General features: G+C 59.4%; 33 protein-coding genes. 32 read left to right on the forward strand and 1 reads right to left on the reverse strand.

Annotated features, from left to right (window positions below; genetic code table 11):
• From BMW76_RS29525 to dsbD, 32 genes are all read left to right on the forward strand, one after another.
• Positions 1–95 (forward strand): EF-Tu C-terminal domain-related protein (locus BMW76_RS29525; RefSeq protein ID WP_072445389.1); only part of this gene is annotated, 95 nt, incomplete at its 5' end.
• 127 nt (positions 96–222) lie between these two features.
• Positions 223–534, forward strand: coding sequence for a 30S ribosomal protein S10 (gene rpsJ / locus BMW76_RS29530; protein ID WP_087736409.1), 312 nt, complete (start codon positions 223–225; stop codon positions 532–534).
• Positions 535–722: 188 nt separating this feature from the next.
• A complete protein-coding gene (gene rplC / locus BMW76_RS29535; protein WP_090871845.1) occupies positions 723–1,382 on the forward strand; it encodes a 50S ribosomal protein L3 in 660 nt (219 codons plus the stop codon).
• The gene (gene rplD, locus BMW76_RS29540) at positions 1,382–2,002 is read left to right on the forward strand and encodes a 50S ribosomal protein L4 (protein WP_087736410.1); all 621 of its coding nucleotides are present in this window, start codon (positions 1,382–1,384) and stop codon (positions 2,000–2,002) included. Before rplC ends, rplD begins: the two co-directional genes overlap by 1 nt.
• Complete coding sequence (gene rplW, locus BMW76_RS29545) at positions 1,999–2,313, forward strand: 50S ribosomal protein L23 (protein ID WP_087736411.1); 315 nt, start codon at positions 1,999–2,001, stop codon at positions 2,311–2,313. Before rplD ends, rplW begins: the two co-directional genes overlap by 4 nt.
• Positions 2,314–2,315: 2 nt before the next feature.
• On the forward strand, positions 2,316–3,143 hold the full coding sequence (rplB, locus tag BMW76_RS29550; protein ID WP_090871710.1) for a 50S ribosomal protein L2: 828 nt from the start codon (positions 2,316–2,318) through the stop codon (positions 3,141–3,143).
• Positions 3,144–3,153: 10 nt separating this feature from the next.
• Positions 3,154–3,429 carry a 30S ribosomal protein S19 gene (gene rpsS / locus BMW76_RS29555; RefSeq protein WP_006998484.1) on the forward strand — a complete coding sequence of 92 codons (276 nt, stop codon included), beginning with the start codon at positions 3,154–3,156 and terminating at the stop codon, positions 3,427–3,429.
• A 12-nt stretch (positions 3,430–3,441) separates the two neighbouring features.
• Positions 3,442–3,771, forward strand: coding sequence for a 50S ribosomal protein L22 (gene rplV, locus BMW76_RS29560; RefSeq protein WP_007730533.1), 330 nt, complete (start codon positions 3,442–3,444; stop codon positions 3,769–3,771).
• An 11-nt stretch (positions 3,772–3,782) separates the two neighbouring features.
• Positions 3,783–4,577: a 30S ribosomal protein S3 gene (gene rpsC / locus BMW76_RS29565; protein ID WP_090871712.1), complete on the forward strand. Its 795-nt coding sequence runs from the start codon at positions 3,783–3,785 to the stop codon at positions 4,575–4,577.
• A gap of 2 nt (positions 4,578–4,579) precedes the next feature.
• Positions 4,580–4,996, forward strand: coding sequence for a 50S ribosomal protein L16 (gene rplP, locus BMW76_RS29570; RefSeq protein WP_012402192.1), 417 nt, complete (start codon positions 4,580–4,582; stop codon positions 4,994–4,996).
• Positions 4,997–5,006: 10 nt separating this feature from the next.
• A complete protein-coding gene (gene rpmC / locus BMW76_RS29575; protein ID WP_007180130.1) occupies positions 5,007–5,201 on the forward strand; it encodes a 50S ribosomal protein L29 in 195 nt (64 codons plus the stop codon).
• A complete protein-coding gene (gene rpsQ / locus BMW76_RS29580; RefSeq protein WP_087736414.1) occupies positions 5,198–5,470 on the forward strand; it encodes a 30S ribosomal protein S17 in 273 nt (90 codons plus the stop codon). Before rpmC ends, rpsQ begins: the two co-directional genes overlap by 4 nt.
• A gap of 291 nt (positions 5,471–5,761) precedes the next feature.
• On the forward strand, positions 5,762–6,130 hold the full coding sequence (gene rplN, locus BMW76_RS29585; protein ID WP_012402188.1) for a 50S ribosomal protein L14: 369 nt from the start codon (positions 5,762–5,764) through the stop codon (positions 6,128–6,130).
• A gap of 9 nt (positions 6,131–6,139) precedes the next feature.
• Positions 6,140–6,448, forward strand: coding sequence for a 50S ribosomal protein L24 (gene rplX / locus BMW76_RS29590; RefSeq protein ID WP_090871714.1), 309 nt, complete (start codon positions 6,140–6,142; stop codon positions 6,446–6,448).
• A gap of 13 nt (positions 6,449–6,461) precedes the next feature.
• Positions 6,462–7,001, forward strand: coding sequence for a 50S ribosomal protein L5 (rplE, locus tag BMW76_RS29595; protein WP_006052214.1), 540 nt, complete (start codon positions 6,462–6,464; stop codon positions 6,999–7,001).
• 7 nt (positions 7,002–7,008) lie between these two features.
• The gene (gene rpsN, locus BMW76_RS29600; protein ID WP_087736416.1) at positions 7,009–7,314 is read left to right on the forward strand and encodes a 30S ribosomal protein S14; all 306 of its coding nucleotides are present in this window, start codon (positions 7,009–7,011) and stop codon (positions 7,312–7,314) included.
• Positions 7,315–7,328: 14 nt separating this feature from the next.
• Positions 7,329–7,724: a 30S ribosomal protein S8 gene (gene rpsH / locus BMW76_RS29605; RefSeq protein ID WP_090871716.1), complete on the forward strand. Its 396-nt coding sequence runs from the start codon at positions 7,329–7,331 to the stop codon at positions 7,722–7,724.
• Positions 7,725–7,743: 19 nt separating this feature from the next.
• Entirely contained in the window at positions 7,744–8,274 is a 531-nt protein-coding gene (gene rplF, locus BMW76_RS29610; protein ID WP_090871718.1) for a 50S ribosomal protein L6, read from the forward strand.
• A 12-nt stretch (positions 8,275–8,286) separates the two neighbouring features.
• Positions 8,287–8,652 (forward strand): 50S ribosomal protein L18, encoded by a 366-nt coding sequence (rplR, locus tag BMW76_RS29615; RefSeq protein ID WP_087736419.1) that lies wholly within the window; start codon positions 8,287–8,289, stop codon positions 8,650–8,652.
• A 14-nt stretch (positions 8,653–8,666) separates the two neighbouring features.
• The gene (gene rpsE, locus BMW76_RS29620) at positions 8,667–9,185 is read left to right on the forward strand and encodes a 30S ribosomal protein S5 (protein WP_004197945.1); all 519 of its coding nucleotides are present in this window, start codon (positions 8,667–8,669) and stop codon (positions 9,183–9,185) included.
• 10 nt (positions 9,186–9,195) lie between these two features.
• Complete coding sequence (gene rpmD / locus BMW76_RS29625; protein WP_004202755.1) at positions 9,196–9,378, forward strand: 50S ribosomal protein L30; 183 nt, start codon at positions 9,196–9,198, stop codon at positions 9,376–9,378.
• A 30-nt stretch (positions 9,379–9,408) separates the two neighbouring features.
• Positions 9,409–9,843: a 50S ribosomal protein L15 gene (gene rplO / locus BMW76_RS29630; RefSeq protein WP_087736420.1), complete on the forward strand. Its 435-nt coding sequence runs from the start codon at positions 9,409–9,411 to the stop codon at positions 9,841–9,843.
• A 46-nt stretch (positions 9,844–9,889) separates the two neighbouring features.
• Positions 9,890–11,236 (forward strand): preprotein translocase subunit SecY, encoded by a 1,347-nt coding sequence (secY, locus tag BMW76_RS29635; RefSeq protein WP_087736421.1) that lies wholly within the window; start codon positions 9,890–9,892, stop codon positions 11,234–11,236.
• Between the two features lie 8 nt (positions 11,237–11,244).
• A complete protein-coding gene (infA, locus tag BMW76_RS29640) occupies positions 11,245–11,463 on the forward strand; it encodes a translation initiation factor IF-1 (RefSeq protein ID WP_004521905.1) in 219 nt (72 codons plus the stop codon).
• A gap of 20 nt (positions 11,464–11,483) precedes the next feature.
• Complete coding sequence (gene rpmJ / locus BMW76_RS29645; RefSeq protein WP_004199844.1) at positions 11,484–11,600, forward strand: 50S ribosomal protein L36; 117 nt, start codon at positions 11,484–11,486, stop codon at positions 11,598–11,600.
• A gap of 41 nt (positions 11,601–11,641) precedes the next feature.
• Complete coding sequence (rpsM, locus tag BMW76_RS29650; protein ID WP_087736422.1) at positions 11,642–12,007, forward strand: 30S ribosomal protein S13; 366 nt, start codon at positions 11,642–11,644, stop codon at positions 12,005–12,007.
• A gap of 28 nt (positions 12,008–12,035) precedes the next feature.
• Positions 12,036–12,440, forward strand: a complete 405-nt coding sequence (gene rpsK, locus BMW76_RS29655) for a 30S ribosomal protein S11 (RefSeq protein WP_006052224.1) — start codon at positions 12,036–12,038, stop codon at positions 12,438–12,440.
• A 146-nt stretch (positions 12,441–12,586) separates the two neighbouring features.
• Positions 12,587–13,210 carry a 30S ribosomal protein S4 gene (rpsD, locus tag BMW76_RS29660; RefSeq protein WP_090871720.1) on the forward strand — a complete coding sequence of 208 codons (624 nt, stop codon included), beginning with the start codon at positions 12,587–12,589 and terminating at the stop codon, positions 13,208–13,210.
• 124 nt (positions 13,211–13,334) lie between these two features.
• Complete coding sequence (locus BMW76_RS29665) at positions 13,335–14,312, forward strand: DNA-directed RNA polymerase subunit alpha (protein ID WP_087736424.1); 978 nt, start codon at positions 13,335–13,337, stop codon at positions 14,310–14,312.
• 132 nt (positions 14,313–14,444) lie between these two features.
• On the forward strand, positions 14,445–14,840 hold the full coding sequence (rplQ, locus tag BMW76_RS29670; protein ID WP_007730705.1) for a 50S ribosomal protein L17: 396 nt from the start codon (positions 14,445–14,447) through the stop codon (positions 14,838–14,840).
• 156 nt (positions 14,841–14,996) lie between these two features.
• Positions 14,997–15,323 (forward strand): divalent-cation tolerance protein CutA, encoded by a 327-nt coding sequence (gene cutA, locus BMW76_RS29675; RefSeq protein WP_177200534.1) that lies wholly within the window; start codon positions 14,997–14,999, stop codon positions 15,321–15,323.
• Entirely contained in the window at positions 15,316–17,172 is a 1,857-nt protein-coding gene (gene dsbD, locus BMW76_RS29680; protein ID WP_090871723.1) for a protein-disulfide reductase DsbD, read from the forward strand. The genes cutA and dsbD overlap by 8 nt, the downstream gene beginning before the upstream one ends.
• 195 nt (positions 17,173–17,367) lie before the next feature.
• Here the strand turns inward: dsbD and hemB are convergent, their stop codons facing one another.
• On the reverse strand, positions 17,368–18,366 hold the full coding sequence (hemB, locus tag BMW76_RS29685; protein ID WP_090871725.1) for a porphobilinogen synthase: 999 nt from the start codon (positions 18,364–18,366) through the stop codon (positions 17,368–17,370).
• Positions 18,367–18,512 lie beyond the last annotated feature (146 nt).

The raw sequence follows: 18,512 nt of genomic DNA on the forward strand, positions 1-18,512 counted from the left end.
TCGCGCCGATCGCGATGGAAGAAGGTCTGCGCTTCGCCATCCGCGAAGGTGGCCGTACCGTCGGCGCCGGTGTCGTTGCCAAGATCATCGAGTAAAATCGACGATTGCCGTAGCAGTATGCAGTGCCCGGGTCTGGGCACTCGCGTCCCGCGGGCGCCCAGACCTACGTTCTTTTACTAGTCGGCGGTGCAATACCGCCTCGCTCTTTCCAAGGAATTCGTCATGCAAAACCAGAAAATCCGCATTCGCCTGAAGGCTTTCGACTATCGTCTGATCGATCAGTCGGCAGCTGAAATCGTCGACACGGCAAAGCGGACTGGCGCAATCGTTCGTGGTCCGGTGCCCCTGCCGACCCGTATCCAGCGTTTCGACATCCTGCGTTCGCCGCACGTCAACAAGACGTCGCGCGATCAGCTCGAAATCCGCACGCACCAACGCCTGATGGACATCATTGATCCGACCGACAAGACCGTCGACGCGCTGATGAAGCTTGATCTGCCGGCTGGCGTGGACGTCGAAATCAAGCTGCAGTAAAGGTTTCAAGCGGCATCCAGATCATCGGGTGCCGCTAAGTCTTTGATTGCTTGCAGAAAAGGAAAAGCCTTGCTACAATGCTAGGCTTTTCGCGCATTTGCGTAAAAAAGCCGTCCCGGTTCGCCTTTGAATCGCGCGGCATTTTGTAAATTAGCCCCGACCAATCGCAGTCGGGAATGGAGAAAACGATGAGCCTTGGACTCGTAGGTCGCAAGGTTGGCATGACCCGTATCTTCACGGCTGAAGGGGATTCGATTCCCGTCACCGTGCTGGACGTGTCCGACAACCGCGTGACGCAGATCAAGACTGTTGAAACCGACGGCTACACGGCCGTTCAGGTTGCCTTCGGTACGCGCCGTGCATCGCGCGTGACGAAGCCGCTGGCAGGTCATCTCGCCAAAGCCGGTGTTCAAGCCGGTGAAATCCTCAAGGAATTCCAAATCGACGCCACCAAGGCTGCCGAGCTGTCGAACGGCGCCGTGATCGGTGTAGATCTCTTCGAAGTGGGCCAGAAGGTCGATGTGCAAGGCACCTCGATCGGTAAGGGCTACGCCGGTACCATCAAGCGTTACAACTTCGGTTCGGGCCGTGCATCGCACGGTAACTCGCGTTCGCACAACGTGCCGGGCTCGATCGGTATGGCGCAGGATCCGGGTCGTGTTTTCCCGGGTAAGCGCATGACCGGTCACATGGGTGACGAGACGGTAACGGTGCAAAACCTGGAAATCGCTCGTATCGACGCCGACCGCAAGCTGCTGCTGGTCAAGGGTGCTGTTCCGGGTGCGAAGGGCGGCAAGGTTTTCGTGACGCCGGCTGTGAAGGTGCGTGCCGTGAAAGGAGCGAAATAATGGAACTTAAGCTCCTGAATGCAAATGGTCAGGAAGGCGCAGCTGTTAGCGCGTCGGACGTCGTGTTCGGCCGTGACTACAACGAAGCCCTGATTCACCAGATCGTCGTCGCTTATCAGGCGAACGCACGCAGCGGCAACCGTGCTCAGAAGGACCGCGAGCAGGTCAAGCACACGACGAAGAAGCCGTGGCGTCAGAAGGGTACGGGCCGTGCTCGTGCCGGTATGTCGTCGAGCCCGTTGTGGCGTGGCGGTGGTCGCATTTTCCCGAACTCGCCGGAAGAAAATTTCTCGCACAAGGTCAACAAGAAGATGCATCGCGCAGGTCTCTGCTCGATCTTCTCGCAGCTGGCCCGCGAAGGCCGCATCGCCGTTGTCGACGAGCTGACGCTCGAAGCGCCGAAGACGAAGCTGCTGGCCGAAAAGTTCAAGGCTATGGGTCTCGACTCCGTGCTGGTCATCACCGACACGGTTGACGAAAACCTGTACCTCGCGTCGCGCAACCTGGCCCATGTGGCGGTTGTCGAGCCGCGTTACGCCGACCCCCTGTCGCTGATCTACTTCAAGAAAGTGCTGATCACGAAGGCTGCGGTCGCCCAGATCGAGGAGTTGCTGTCATGAGCGAAGTTCGCAAAAACGATCATCGTTTGATGCAAGTTCTGCTCGCGCCGGTGATCTCCGAAAAGGCGACGCTGGTGGCTGACAAGAACGAGCAAGTCGTGTTCGAAGTTGCGCCGGACGCTACGAAGCAGGAAGTGAAGGCTGCTGTCGAGCTGCTGTTCAAGGTGGAAGTCAATTCCGTCAATGTGCTGGTCCAGAAGGGCAAAGCCAAGCGCTTTGGCCGCTACATGGGCAAGCGCAAGGACGTGAAGAAGGCGTACGTCTGCCTGAAGCCCGGCCAGGAAATCAACTTTGAAGCGGAGGCCAAGTAATCATGGCAATCGTGAAAGTTAAGCCGACTTCGCCGGGTCGCCGTGCGATGGTCAAGGTGGTCAACAAGGATCTGCACAAGGGCAAGCCGTACGCACCGCTGCTCGACACGCAGAGCTCGACCGCCGGCCGTAACAACAACGGCCACATCACCACGCGTCACAAGGGCGGTGGTCACAAGCATCACTATCGTATCGTCGACTTCCGTCGCACGAAGGATGGCATTCCCGCGAAGGTCGAACGCCTCGAGTACGATCCGAACCGTAGCGCGAACATCGCGCTGGTCGTGTACGCAGACGGCGAGCGCCGCTACATCATCGCTCCGAAGGGCGTGGCGGTTGGTCAGCAACTGATGTCGGGTTCGGAAGCGCCGATCCGCGCAGGCAACACGCTGCCGATCCGCAACATCCCGGTCGGTACGACGATTCACTGCATCGAAATGCTGCCGGGCAAGGGCGCGCAAATGGCGCGTTCGGCTGGTACGTCGGCGATGCTGCTGGCTCGTGAAGGCACCTACGCGCAGGTTCGTCTGCGTTCGGGCGAAATCCGCCGCGTTCACATCGAGTGCCGCGCGACGATCGGGGAAGTGGGCAACGAAGAGCATAGCCTCCGTCAAATCGGTAAGGCTGGCGCGAACCGCTGGCGCGGTATCCGTCCGACGGTGCGCGGCGTTGCAATGAACCCGGTCGATCACCCGCACGGTGGTGGTGAAGGCAAGACGGCTGCAGGTCGCGATCCGGTGAGCCCGTGGGGCACGCCGACGAAGGGCTATCGCACCCGTAGCAACAAGCGCACGACGAGCATGATCGTCCAGCGCCGTCACAAGCGTTAAGGAGTAGGCAATGGCACGTTCTATTAAAAAAGGTCCGTTCTGCGACGCCCATTTGCTGAAGAAAGTTGAGGCGGCTGCAGCATCGCGCGACAAGAAGCCTATCAAGACCTGGTCGCGTCGCTCGACGATCCTGCCGGACTTCATCGGCCTGACGATCGCCGTTCACAACGGCCGTCAACACGTTCCGGTGTATGTCACGGAAAACATGGTCGGCCACAAGCTTGGCGAGTTCGCACTGACCCGTACGTTCAAGGGTCACGCGGCCGACAAGAAGGCCAAGAAATAAGGGGCAATCAAGATGGAAGTGAAAGCAATTCATCGCGGTGCCCGCATCTCGGCGCAGAAGACGCGCCTTGTGGCTGACCAGATCCGCGGTTTGCCGGTCGACAAGGCGCTGAACGTTCTGACGTTCTCGCCGAAGAAGGCGGCTGGCATCGTGAAGAAGGTCGTGCTGTCGGCGATCGCGAATGCGGAGCACAACGAAGGTGCTGATATCGACGAGCTCAAGATCACGAGCATCTACGTCGACAAGGCAGCGTCGCTCAAGCGTTTTACCGCGCGCGCCAAGGGCCGCGGCAACCGCATTGAGAAGCAATCCTGTCACATCACTGTGACGGTCGGGAATTAAGGGGTCATACGATGGGACAGAAAATTCATCCGACTGGCTTCCGTTTGGCCGTCAGCCGCAATTGGGCGTCGCGTTGGTACGCGAACAACAACAATTTCGCGGCGATGTTGCAGGAAGACATCGGTGTTCGTGAATACCTGAAGAAGAAGCTGAAGAACGCGTCCGTCGGCCGCGTTGTGATCGAGCGTCCTGCAAAGAACGCGCGCATCACGATTTTCAGCTCGCGTCCGGGTGTTGTGATCGGCAAGAAGGGCGAAGACATCGAACTGTTGAAGTCGGAACTGCAGAAGCGCATGGGCGTTCCGGTTCACGTCAACATCGAAGAAATCCGCAAGCCGGAAACCGACGCACAACTGATCGCCGATTCGATCACGCAACAGCTCGAGCGCCGGATCATGTTCCGCCGCGCGATGAAGCGTGCGATGCAAAACGCGATGCGTCTCGGTGCTCAGGGCATCAAGATCATGAGCGCTGGCCGTCTGAACGGTATCGAAATCGCTCGTACCGAGTGGTATCGCGAAGGCCGCGTGCCGCTGCACACGCTGCGTGCGGACATCGACTACGCGACCTCGGAAGCGAAGACGACGTACGGCATCATCGGCGTGAAGGTTTGGGTCTACAAGGGCGATACGCTCGGCCGCAATGACGCTCCGGTGGTGGAAGAAGTCGCCGAAGAAAAGCGTCCGCGCCGCAATGCACGTCCGGGTGACCGTCGCCCGCGTCGCGATGGTGAAGGTGCACCGGCAGGTGCGCGCCGTGGCGGTCCGCGCCGCGGCGGTGTCGGCGACGGTAAGACTGGAGAATAACGATGCTGCAACCGAAACGCAGGAAGTATCGCAAAGAGCAGAAGGGTCGTAACACTGGCGTCGCAACGCGTGGTAACGCGGTGTCGTTCGGTGAATACGGTCTGAAGGCTATCGGTCGCGGCCGCCTGACCGCGCGTCAGATTGAAGCAGCGCGTCGTGCAATGACGCGTCACATCAAGCGCGGCGGCCGCATCTGGATTCGCATTTTCCCGGACAAGCCGATCTCGCAAAAGCCGGCTGAAGTACGTATGGGTAACGGTAAGGGTAACCCTGAGTACTACGTCGCCGAGATTCAACCGGGCAAGATGCTGTACGAAATGGACGGTGTGTCCGAAGAACTGGCGCGTGAAGCGTTCCGTCTGGCTGCAGCCAAGCTGCCGCTTAAGACGACGTTCATGGTTCGTCAGCTCGGCGCCTAAGGAGTGAATGATGAAGGCTTCCGAACTTCACCAGAAAGATCAGGCCGCGCTCAACAAAGAGCTGTCGGACCTGTTGAAGGCGCAATTCGGCCTGCGCATGCAACTCGCGACCCAGCAGCTCACGAACACGAGCCAGCTGAAGAAGGTTCGTCGCGACATCGCACGTGTGCGGACCGTCCTGACTGAGAAGGCGAACCAGAAATGAACGATAGCGTAAAAACCTCGCTCAAGCGGACGCTGGTCGGCAAGGTCGTCAGCAACAAGATGGACAAGACGGTTACCGTGCTGGTCGAGCACCGAGTGAAGCACCCGATCTACGGCAAGTACGTCGTACGTTCGAAGAAGTACCACGCTCACGACGAGGCGAATACCTACAACGAGGGCGACCTCGTTGAAATCCAGGAAACTCGTCCGATCTCGAAGACGAAGGCTTGGACGGTGTCGCGTCTGGTCGAAGCTGCTCGCGTCATCTAAAGCAGCTGAGCGACAGAAGTAGTTGAAATCGCAGTAGATTTCGCTTGCAAGACCGAGATTATTTGTTATAATCTCGGTCTTCCCTCTTTGTGGGAGCCCCATCGCGGGCGAAGTTGAGGTGGGGGAAGCGACGTGAGCGTCAGTTCATGTCGGCAGATTCACCGGATTGCGATGGCGGGTTTCGTTTGCCGTCGCTGCTGTTCTAACCCAAGCAGCCGATTGGCTGACGGGACCAAGACTGACCGAATGCATCATGGTGGTGCAATCGGATTAAGTTGGGAAAGATAAACCATGATCCAGACCGAAACTCGGCTCGAAGTGGCCGACAACACGGGTGCGCGTGAAGTCATGTGCATCAAGGTGCTCGGCGGCTCGAAGCGTCGTTATGCCAACATCGGCGACATCATCAAGGTGAGCGTCAAAGAGGCAACGCCGCGCGGGCGCGTGAAGAAAGGCGAAATCTACAACGCCGTGGTGGTTCGCACCGCCAAGGGCGTTCGCCGTCAAGACGGCTCGCTGATCAAGTTCGACGGCAACGCCGCCGTGCTTTTGAATACCAAGCTCGAGCCTATCGGCACCCGCATCTTCGGGCCGGTCACGCGTGAGCTGCGCAGCGAACGCTTCATGAAGATCGTTTCGCTCGCGCCGGAAGTGCTGTAAGGAGCCGAGATGAACAAGATTCGCAAGGGTGACGAAGTCATCGTCATCACCGGCAAAGACAAGGGCAAGCGCGGCGTCGTGCTGGCTGTTGGCGACGACCGTGTGACCGTCGAAGGCCTCAATATCGCCAAGAAGCATGTGAAGCCGAACCCGATGAAGGGTACGACGGGCGGCGTGGAAGCGAAGGCAATGCCGCTGCACATTTCGAACGTCGCGCTGGTCGACGCGAACGGCAAGCCGTCGCGTGTCGGCATCAAGGTCGAGGGAGACAAGAAGGTCCGTTTCCTGAAGACGACCGGTGCTGTGCTGAGCGCCTGACGCGGAGTAAAAAATGGCACGTTTGCAAGAATTTTATAAAGAGAAGGTTGTCCCCGGCCTGATCGAGAAGTTCGGTTACAAGTCCGTGATGGAAGTGCCGCGCATCACCAAGATCACCCTGAACATGGGTCTTGGCGAAGCCGTCGCCGACAAGAAGATCATCGAGAACGCCGTTGGCGATCTGACGAAGATCGCGGGCCAGAAGCCGGTGATCACGAAGGCACGCAAGGCAATCGCGGGCTTCAAGATCCGTCAGGGTTATCCGATCGGTGCAATGGTCACGCTGCGTGGCCAGGCAATGTACGAATTCCTGGACCGTTTCGTGACGGTCGCGCTCCCGCGTGTGCGTGACTTCCGTGGCGTGTCGGGCCGTGCATTCGACGGTCGCGGCAACTACAACATCGGTGTGAAAGAGCAGATCATTTTCCCCGAAATCGACTACGACAAAATCGACGCGCTGCGTGGGCTGAACATCAGCATCACGACGACTGCGAAGACTGACGACGAAGCAAAGGCACTGCTCGCCAGCTTCAAGTTCCCGTTCAGAAACTGAGGTTACCGTGGCTAAACTGGCACTGATCGAACGTGAAAAGAAGCGTGCGCGCCTGGCTGCCAAGTACGCTCCGAAGCGTGCTGCGCTGAAGGCAATCATCGACGACCAAAGCAAGTCGGAAGAAGAACGCTATGCGGCTCGTCTCGAGTTGCAGCAACTGCCGCGCAATTCGAACCCGACTCGTAAGCGCAATCGTTGCGCGATCACTGGTCGTCCGCGCGGCACGTTCCGCAAATTCGGGCTGGCGCGTAACAAGATTCGTGAAATCGCGTTCCGCGGCGAGATCCCTGGCCTGACCAAGGCGAGCTGGTAATAGGAGAAACGTAAATGAGCATGAGTGATCCTATCGCCGATATGCTGACTCGCATCCGCAATGCGCAGATGGTCGAGAAGGTTTCGGTGACGATGCCCTCGTCGAAAGTCAAGATTGCAATCGCGCAAGTCCTGAAGGATGAAGGCTATATCGACGATTTCGCAGTGAAGTCCGAAGGTGCGAAGTCGGAATTGAACATCGCGTTGAAGTACTACGCTGGCCGTCCGGTTATCGAGCGCCTCGAGCGCGTTTCGAAGCCTGGCCTGCGCGTGTACCGCGGCCGTAACGAAATCCCGCAGGTCATGAACGGCCTGGGCGTTGCGATCGTGTCGACGCCGAAGGGTGTGATGACCGACCGCAAGGCGCGCGCTACGGGCGTGGGCGGCGAAGTCATCTGCTACGTCGCTTAAAGCCGAAGGGAGAAGAAACATGTCTCGAGTAGGTAAAAGCCCGATCGCGCTGCAAGGCGCCGAAGTGGCCCTGAGCGACGAGCGCATTAGCGTCAAGGGCCCGCTGGGCACGATTACGCAAGCTGCGAATCGCCTGGTAAAGGTGGTGAACGACAACGGCACGCTGAAGTTCGAGCCGGTGGACGAGAGCCGCGAAGCAAATGCAATGTCGGGCACGATGCGCGCGCTGGTCGCGAACATGGTGCAAGGCGTGACCAAGGGTTTCGAGCGCAAGCTGACGCTGGTTGGCGTCGGTTATCGTGCGCAAGCGCAAGGCGACAAGCTGAACCTGTCGCTGGGTTTCTCGCACCCGGTGGTGCACCAGATGCCGGAAGGCGTCAAGGCTGAAACCCCGTCGCAAACGGAAATCGTGATCAAGGGGATCGACAAGCAGAAAGTTGGCCAGGTCGCTGCAGAAGTGCGCGGCTATCGTCCGCCGGAGCCCTACAAGGGCAAGGGCGTGCGCTATGCCAACGAGGTTGTGATCCTCAAAGAAACGAAGAAGAAGTAAGGGTGCGCAATCATGGATAAGACTCAATCTCGCCTGCGCCGCGCTCGTCAGACGCGTCTCAAGATCGCTGAGCTGCAAGTCGCGCGTCTGGCCGTGCATCGCACGAACACGCACATCTATGCGCAAGTGTTCTCGCCGTGCGGCACCAAGGTGCTCGCCAGCGCATCGACGCTAGAAGCCGAAGTGCGTGCGCAGCTCGCCGACAAGTCGGGCAAGGGTGGCAACGTTGCCGCTGCAACCCTGATCGGCAAGCGCATCGCAGAAAAGGCTAAGGCTGCCGGCATCGAATCCGTCGCCTTTGACCGCTCGGGTTTCCGCTACCACGGCCGCGTGAAGGCGCTGGCTGATGCGGCGCGCGAAGCCGGGCTCAAGTTCTAAGGAAGGAATTCGTCATGGCAAAGATGCAAGCGAAAGTTCAGGCTGACGAACGCGACGACGGCCTTCGCGAAAAGATGATTTCGGTCAACCGCGTGACCAAGGTCGTGAAGGGTGGCCGTATTCTCGGCTTCGCCGCACTGACCGTGGTTGGCGACGGTGATGGTCGCGTCGGCATGGGCAAGGGCAAGGCGAAGGAAGTGCCGGTTGCCGTTCAGAAGGCAATGGAACAAGCCCGCCGCAACATGTTCAAGGTGCCGCTCAAGAACGGTACGCTGCAACACGAAGTGCACGGCAAGCACGGCGCATCGACGGTTCTCCTCGCTCCGGCGAAGGACGGTACCGGCGTGATCGCTGGCGGCCCGATGCGCGCAGTGTTCGACGTGATGGGCGTGCAAAACGTTGTGGCCAAGAGCCACGGTTCGACGAACCCGTACAACCTCGTACGTGCGACGCTGGACGGCCTGCGCAAGCAGTCGACCCCGGCTGACATCGCGGCGAAGCGTGGTAAGTCCGTCGAAGAAATTCTGGGCTAAGGTGGTCACCATGTCTGAAAAAACTGTCAAGGTTCAGCTCGTCAAGAGCCTGATTGGGACCCGCGAATCGCACCGCGCGACGGTGCGCGGTCTTGGTCTGCGCCGCCTGAACTCGGTTAGCGAGCTGCAGGACACGCCGGCTGTGCGCGGCATGATCAACAAGGTCTCGTACCTCGTTAAGGTCATCGGCTAAGCGGCCGTTCGGGCACTCAAGGAGTTGATAATGGAATTGAATAACCTGAAGCCGGCCGAAGGCGCGAAGCACGCAAAGCGTCGCGTTGGTCGCGGCATCGGCTCCGGCCTCGGCAAGACCGCTGGCCGTGGTCACAAGGGTCAGAAGTCGCGTTCGGGTGGCTTCCACAAGGTCGGCTTCGAAGGCGGTCAGATGCCGCTGCAACGCCGTCTGCCGAAGCGCGGTTTTACCTCGCTGACGAAGGAATTTGTCGGTGAAGTGCGCCTCGGCGACCTGGAAAAGCTGCCGGTCGACGAAATCGATCTGTTGGCACTGAAGCAAGCCGGTCTCATTGGCGAGATGATGACGAGCGCCAAGATCATCGCGACGGGCGAGCTGAAGCGCAAGATCGTCGTGAAAGGTCTGTCTGCGACGAAGGGCGCGCGCGCTGCGATTGAAGCAGCTGGCGGTTCTTTCGCCGAGTAACGTGCAAGTCGATTGCCGTCACTAGCATTTGCATCGGAGAAGGTACTTGGCTAACAGCCCGAGTCTCGCAAAACCCGGTCGAAGCGCGGCGAAGTTTGGCGATCTGCGCCGGCGTGCAGTGTTCCTGCTGCTGGCGCTGGTCGTCTACCGTATTGGCGCGCACATTCCGGTGCCGGGCATAGACCCGGACCAACTGGCAAAGCTGTTCCAAAGCCAGTCGGGCGGCATCCTTGGCATGTTCAACATGTTCTCGGGTGGCGCACTTTCGCGGTTCACGATTTTTGCGCTTGGGATCATGCCGTATATCTCGGCGTCGATCATCATGCAGTTGCTGGCGATCGTCTCGCCGCAACTCGAAGCGCTGAAGAAGGAAGGGCAGGCAGGACAACGGAAGATCACGCAGTACACGCGTGTCTTCACGGTGGTTCTGGCGACGTTCCAGGCTTTCGGCATCGCTGTCGCGCTGGAGAATCAGCCGGCGCTGGTGATCGATCCTGGCATGGTCTTCCGGCTGACGACGGTTGTGACGCTCGTGACCGGCACGATGTTCCTGATGTGGCTCGGTGAGCAAATCACGGAACGTGGTCTGGGCAACGGCATTTCGATCATTATTTTCGGCGGCATCGCGGCGGGTTTCCCGAATGCGATCGGTGGTCTCTTTGAACTGGTTCGTACCGGCTCGATGAGCATCATCTCGGCGATTATCGTGGTCGCGCTGATTGCAGCTGTGACGTATCTGGTGGTGTTCATCGAACGCGGCCAGCGCAAGATTCTTGTGAACTACGCGAAGCGGCAAGTCGGCAACAAGATTTACGGCGGACAGTCGTCGCATCTGCCGTTGAAGTTGAACATGTCGGGCGTGATTCCGCCGATCTTTGCGTCGTCGATCATCCTGTTCCCGGCAACCATCCTGAACTGGTTCAGTTCCGGATCGCGGACCGGCTGGTTCGCGGACACGCTGCACAATGTGGCCGAAGCGATCAAGCCCGGTCAGCCGGTGTACGTGTTGCTGTACGCGTTGGCGATCGTGTTCTTCTGCTTCTTCTACACCGCACTGGTGTTCAACAGCAGGGAGACGGCCGACAACCTGAAAAAGAGTGGTGCATTCGTCCCGGGCATTCGTCCGGGAGACCAGACGGCGCGCTATATCGACCGCATCCTGACGCGTCTGACGTTGGCCGGTGCGATCTACATCGTGTTCGTTTGCTTGCTGCCCGAGTTTCTGGTGCTGCGCTGGAATGTGCCGTTTTATTTTGGTGGAACGTCGCTGCTGATCATTGTCGTCGTCACAATGGACTTCATGGCGCAGGTGCAGTCGTACGTTATGTCGCAACAGTATGAATCGCTGCTGAAGAAAGCCAATTTCAAAGGCGGCGGCGTCCCGATGCGTTGAAAGGACTTATGGCCAAAGACGATGTAATCCAGATGCAGGGTGAAGTAATCGAAAACCTGCCAAACGCCACCTTCAGGGTGAAGCTGGAGAACGGCCATGTCGTATTGGGACACATATCCGGCAAGATGCGGATGCACTACATCCGCATTCTGCCGGGCGACAAGGTGACGGTTGAATTGACGCCTTACGATCTGTCGCGTGCGCGGATCGTGTTCCGGGCGAAGTGATTTGAAAAAAGGGTAATATCATGAAAGTGATGGCATCGGTTAAGCGCATTTGCCGCAATTGCAAGATCATCAAGCGCAAGGGCGTCGTTCGCGTGATTTGCAGCTCTGATCCGCGCCACAAGCAGCGTCAAGGCTGAACGCCGCGCTTTTGTTTGCGCTTTTTGTTTGAGGAAAAACAATGGCTCGTATCGCAGGGGTTAACATCCCGAACCACCAGCATACCGAAATCGGCCTGACGGCAATTTACGGTATCGGTCGCACGCGCTCGCGCAACATTTGCGTTGCTGCTGGTGTGGAATTTTCGAAGAAGGTTAAGGACCTGACCGACGCAGACCTCGAAAAGCTGCGTGAAGAAGTCGGCAAGTTCATCGTTGAAGGCGATCTGCGCCGTGAAACGACGATGAACATCAAGCGCCTGATGGACCTCGGTTGCTACCGCGGCGTGCGCCATCGTAAGGGCCTGCCGCTGCGTGGCCAGCGTACGCGTACAAATGCACGTACGCGCAAGGGTCCGCGTCGTGCAGCGCAAGCGCTGAAGAAGTAAGCGAGACTGACAGTTACAGGAAAACGTAATGGCTAAGGCTTCGAACAACTCCGCGGCGCAACGCGTTCGCAAGAAGGTCAAGAAGAACGTCGCCGAGGGCGTGGTTCACGTTCACGCGTCGTTCAACAACACCATCATCACGATCACCGACCGTCAAGGCAATGCGTTGGCTTGGGCAACGTCGGGCGGTCAGGGCTTCAAGGGTTCGCGCAAGTCGACCCCGTTTGCAGCTCAGGTTGCCGCTGAGTCGGCTGGCCGCGTGGCGATGGAATACGGCGTGAAGAACCTCGAAGTGCGGATCAAGGGCCCCGGCCCTGGCCGTGAGTCCGCGGTGCGCGCGCTGCATGGTCTTGGCATCAAGATCACCGCGATCTCCGACGTGACGCCGGTCCCGCACAACGGCTGCCGTCCGCCGAAGCGTCGTCGTATCTAAGACGCTTGCTTCGCTTGCGCCTGTTGCCGCTAAAGGCGGTAGCAGGCTGCTTGCGTTATTGAATTGACTAAGCCCACCGTTCGACCCAAAGGGTTCGGACTAGCGTGAATGAATGTTCACGTGATTAATCATAGAAGGAATGCAAAGTGGCACGCTATATCGGCCCTAAAGCCAAGCTGTCTCGCCGTGAAGGCACTGATCTCTTCCTGAAGAGCGCCCGTCGTTCGCTCGCTGACAAGTGCAAGCTTGACAGCAAGCCGGGTCAACATGGCCGCACCTCGGGCGCACGTACGTCCGACTACGGCACGCAGTTGCGGGAAAAGCAAAAAGTGAAGCGCATCTACGGCGTGCTCGAGCGCCAGTTCCGCCGTTATTTCGCTGAAGCCGACCGCCGCAAGGGCAACACGGGTGAAAACCTGCTGAAACTGCTCGAGTCGCGTCTGGACAACGTCGTATATCGCATGGGCTTCGGCTCGACGCGCGCAGAAGCGCGTCAGCTCGTGAGCCACAAGGCAATCACGGTGAACGGCGTCGTCGCGAACATCCCGTCGCTGCAAGTGAAGGCTGGCGACGTGATCTCCGTGCGCGAACAGGCCAAGAAGCAGGCTCGTATTCTCGAAGCGCTGTCGCTCGCCGAACAGGGTGGCCTGCCGAGCTGGGTTGCTGTCGATTCGAAGAAGTTCGAAGGTACGTTCAAGCAAATGCCGGAACGCAGCGATATCGCTGGCGACATCAACGAAAGCCTGATCGTCGAATTGTATTCGCGGTAATCGGATTAACGGCCGAGGTTCCCGGATTGCGTTAGGCAAGGGGGCGCCTCGGCTGTTTATTTTCAGGTTGTTACCGGTCAGCCTTATCGGTGTAACGAGCCGAGGGTATTGAAAAGGAAAACCTATGCAAACCAGTTTGTTGAAGCCCAAGATTATCGCAGTTGAATCGCTTGGCGAAAGCCACGCGAAAGTGGTCATGGAGCCGTTTGAACGCGGTTATGGCCACACCTTGGGTAACGCGCTTCGGCGCGTGTTGCTGTCGTCGATGGTTGGCTACGCGCCGACGGAAGTGACGATTGCAGGCGTCGTGCATGAATACTCGACGCTCGACGGTGTGCAAGAGGACGTGGTCAACCTGTTGTTGAACCTGAAGGGCGTGGTGTTCAAGCTGCATAACCGTGACGAAGTGACGGTTACGCTGCGCAAGGAAGGCGAAGGCGTTGTTACCGCTGGCGACATCGAACTCGCCCACGACTGCGAAGTGATGAACCCGGATCACGTGATCGCGCACCTGTCGAAGGGCGGCAAGCTCGACGTGCAGATCAAGGTTGAAAAGGGCCGTGGCTATGTGCCGGGCAATGTGCGCCGCTACGGCGAAGAATCGGCCAAGATTATTGGCCGCATCGTGCTGGACGCGTCGTTCTCGCCGGTTCGCCGCGTGAGCTATGCCGTGGAAAGCGCGCGTGTCGAACAGCGTACCGACCTCGACAAGCTCGTGATGAACATCGAAACCAACGGCGTGATTTCGCCGGAAGAAGCGATCCGTCAATCGGCGCGTATTCTGGTCGATCAGCTGTCGGTGTTCGCAGCACTGGAAGGCACGGAAGCCGCGGCAGAAGCACCGTCGCGCGCACCGCAGATCGATCCGATCCTGCTGCGCCCGGTCGATGATCTCGAACTGACGGTTCGTTCGGCGAACTGCCTGAAGGCCGAGAACATCTACTACATCGGCGACCTGATCCAGCGCACGGAAAACGAACTGCTGAAGACGCCGAATCTGGGCCGCAAGTCGCTGAACGAGATCAAGGAAGTGCTCGCTTCGCGCGGTCTGACGCTCGGCATGAAGCTCGAAAACTGGCCGCCGGCTGGTCTCGACAAGTAATCACGTAGCATCAACTGGCCAGGACGCGGATTTTCCTTTAAAATCCGCGTCTTGCCTTTTCACTACCGGCCCGTGCTTTCTGCTGAAAGCGATAGAAGAGCTGGACCAAAACTTTGAATCAAGGATACTGAAATGCGTCACCGTCATGGTCTGCGGAAACTGAACCGCACGAGCAGCCACCGTCTGGCAATGCTCCGTAACATGTCCAACTCGCTGATCGAGCACGAAGTCATCAAGACGACGCTGCCGAAGGCGAAGGAACTCCGCAAGGTCGTCGAGCCGCTGATCACGCTCGGCAAGAAGCCGTCGCTGGCAAACCGTCGTCTGGCGTTCAACCGCCTGCGCGATCGTGACTCGGTCACGAAGCTGTTCGACGTGCTGGGCCCGCGCTTCGCGAACCGTCCGGGTGGCTACCTGCGCATCCTGAAGTTCGGTTTCCGCGTCGGCGACAACGCACCGATGGCACTGGTCGAACTGCTGGACCGTCCGGAAGTCGAGGAAGTCGAGAACGTTGCAGAAGCTGAATAAGCGTTCTGACAACCGCTAAAAAGCCAGGCGAAAGTCTGGCTTTTTTGTTTTCCGGCCGTGCGAACGGCCTATGCCATCTGGCCGTCAGCGACGTCTCGGGACAAGGTGATACGATAGCGTCACCCTGTTTCGAAAGCGCTGGAGCGGTCGGTGGACATGAATGTGGGTTTGATCTTGACGACCGTGCCGGACCTCGCTACGGCGCAAAAACTGGCTCAGGATGCACTTTCTGCCCGTCTTGCCGCTTGTGTGACGCAACTCGGCAGCGTCCAGTCGAGTTATCACTGGCAGGGCAAGATCGAATCGGCGGATGAGATCCAGTTGCTGTTCAAGACGAGCGTCGCCCGGGCGTTCGAACTCGAACAGTATATTCAGGCTCGGCATCCGTACGAGACGCCCGAAATCCTCTCGTGGCAGGTCACGGCGTCGGCCGCGTACGGCCAATGGGTGAACACCGAAACGCAACGCCCGATCCATGTTTAACAGCTTCTCCTGGCGCTGGCGCGATAGCGCGCGCTTTCTGGTTCGTCTCACCGGCATTCTGCTGCTGTCGCTGTTCAGCGCGAGCGGCGCACACGCTGACGACTTCCTTGACCCCGCCGTTGCTTTCAGATTCAGCGCGTCTGAACAGCCGGGCGAAGTACTGGTTCACTACAAGATCGCCGATGGCTACTACATGTACCGCGAGCGATTTGCCTTTGCGACCCGCAACGGCACGGTCACGATCGCGGATCCGCAGTTGCCCGCTGGCCATGTGAAGTTCGACCAGACCTTCGCAAAGAACGTCGAAACCTATCGCGGCGAACTGACCGTCCGCGTACCGGTGAAACAGGCCAGCGGTCCGTTCGATCTCGCTGTGACGTCGCAAGGTTGTGCCGACGCGGGCATCTGCTATCCGCCGATGGAGCGCGTCTATCACGTGACGGGCACCGCCTTGCACGCGGCCGCGGCAGGCGTTGTCGACGGCGCACAAAGTATCCAGGGCACGCAGAGTGGCGCGTCGTGGTACGAACGCGCGACGAGCGCGGACTACGCGCAGTCGCTGCTGCAAGGCGGTGGATTCTTTGCAATCGTCGGATTGTATTTCGTCGCCGGCGTAGTGCTGAGCCTGCTGCCGTGTTCGTATCCGATGATCCCGATCCTGTCCGCAATCATCATCGGCGAGGGGCCGCGCGTGACGCGAGGCCGGGGTTTCGCGTTGTCGCTTGCCTATGTCATCGGCATGGCACTCGTCTATACCGTGCTCGGCATTGCGGCCGCGCTCGTCGGGCAAAGCCTCGGTGCCTGGCTTCAGAATCCGTGGGTGCTCGGCGCGTTCGCGCTCGTGCTGACTGTGTTCGCTCTCTCGCTGATCGCGGGCGTCGATATTGTGTTGCCGCAGCGCTGGCAGAACGGCGTCTCGAAGGCATCGGAAGGACGATCGGGAGGCAAATTCGCTGCTGTCGCCGTGATGGGCGCGCTGTCGGCGCTGGTGGTCGGCGCGTGCATGACAGCACCGCTTTTCGCCGTGCTGGCGTTCATCGCGCACACGGGCAACGCTGTATTGGGCGGTGCGGCCCTGTTTTCAATGGGCATGGGGCTCGGCGTGCCGCTGCTAATCATCGGGCTTGGCGCGGGTACGTTGCTGCCGCGCGCGGGCGCGTGGATGGACAGCGTGAAGGTCTTCTTCGGCGTCGTGCTGCTGGCGGCTGCGCTGTGGATCGTATGGCCGGTTCTGGGCGCGACTGCGCAAATGCTGTTGGCCGCACTGTGGCTGCTGATTGCCGCGGCCAGTTTGGGGCTCTTTTCGCCGCACGCCGGGCCAAAGTCCATTTGGAGCGGTCTCGGTCGCGGAATCGGCGCGGCGTTGGCGATCTGGGCGGCAACGCTGCTCGTCGGGCTCGCAGCGGGATCGACGAACCCATTCGAGCCGCTAGCCGTGCTTGCCAGCCGAACGTCGAATGCGCCGTCTACAGCGACCCCTCAGGGCGATCTGGCCTTTGCGCCTGTGCGATCATCGGGGCAGCTCGACGAAGCCGTCAGAACCGCTGCACGGCCCGCTATGCTCGATTTCTACGCGGACTGGTGCGTCAGCTGCAAGGAAATGGAGAAGCTCACCTTCAGCGATCCACGCGTTCAGGCCAAGCTCAAGCAGATGAATCTGCTACGGGCCGACGTTACGGCGAACAACTCTGACGACCAGGCGTTGCTCAAGCGCTTCAACCTGTTTGGGCCTCCGGGCATCATATTTTTCGACCGAGGCGGCAGAGAGGTCTTGCGCGTGGTCGGTTACGAATCGGCGGACAAATTCCTGAGAAGTCTCGATCGCGTGACGATGACGCCTCAGACCTGAGAACGGCAACGCCGGACAGCGGTTAGCCGGGTTAGCGCCCGGCATACTCAAAATCCAACCAGATCAGTCGCACCCGCGAATCCCCAAAAAAAGCTCATAAAAAAAGCGAAGGCAGCCACAACGCCACCTCCGCTTTCCCAATGCTACAGCGAATGCTACAGCGAATGCCACAGCGCTACCGCGTAGCGCGTTCTCTTACTTCTGCGCCCGCAACACGCGCGCAGCATCGAGCGCGAAGTACGTCAGCACGCCGTCCGCGCCTGCACGCTTGAACGCGAGCAGCGACTCCATCATCACCTTGTCGTGATCGAGCCAGCCGTTTTGCGCAGCCGCCTTCAACATCGCGTATTCGCCGCTCACCTGGTAGACGTAGGTCGGGAAGCGGAACTCGTCCTTCACGCGACGCACGATGTCCAGATACGGCATGCCCGGCTTGACCATCACCATGTCCGCGCCTTCGTCGATGTCGGCGCGCACTTCTCGCAGCGCTTCGTCCGAGTTGGCGGGGTCGAGCTGATACGTCATCTTGTTGCCCTTGCCAAGGTTCGCTGCGGAACCCACGGCGTCGCGGAACGGACCGTAAAACGCCGATGCGAACTTCGCCGAGTACGCCATGATCCGCGTGTGGATATGGCCCTCGCTCTCCAGCATCTCGCGGATCGAGCCGATGCGGCCATCCATCATGTCGGACGGAGCGACGATGTCGACCCCTGCCAGTGCCTGCGCCTTCGCCTGTTCGACGAGAATCTCGACAGTTTCGTCGTTGATCACGTAGCCGCTCTCGTCGAGCACGCCGTCCTGGCCGTGGCTCGTGTAGGGATCGAGCGCGACGTCCGTCAGCACGCCCAGTTCGGGAAAGCGCTTCTTCAGCTCACGCACGGCACGCGGAATCAGGCCTGCTTCATTGGTCGCTTCGCGTCCGTCGGGGGTCTTAATGGACGGCTCGATCACCGGAAAGAGCGACAGCACGGGCACGCCCAGCTCGAGACATTGCTCGGCCACGCCCATTAGCAGATCGACGGACACGCGCTCGACGCCCGGCATCGACGGAACGGCCTGATGCACATTCGTGCCTTCGAGAATGAAGACGGGATAGATCAGATCGTTGGTGGTGAGAATGTTTTCGCGCATCATGCGGCGCGAGAATTCGTCGCGGCGCATGCGGCGCGGACGGTGGTGCGGATAGAAGCTCATGTGGGATGTCGTGTCTGCAGAAGTCAGGAACGCTGGCCGTTCCCTGCCAGAAACTTTTCGAGACAATGGTATATCATACCGATCGAGCAAGGCGCCTAGCGCTGACCTCCCCGCTTCTCCTCCCTGAGCGGGTGCCTGTCGTTTTT

This window comes from Paraburkholderia diazotrophica (assembly GCF_900108945.1).
GTDB lineage: Bacteria > Pseudomonadota > Gammaproteobacteria > Burkholderiales > Burkholderiaceae > Paraburkholderia > Paraburkholderia diazotrophica.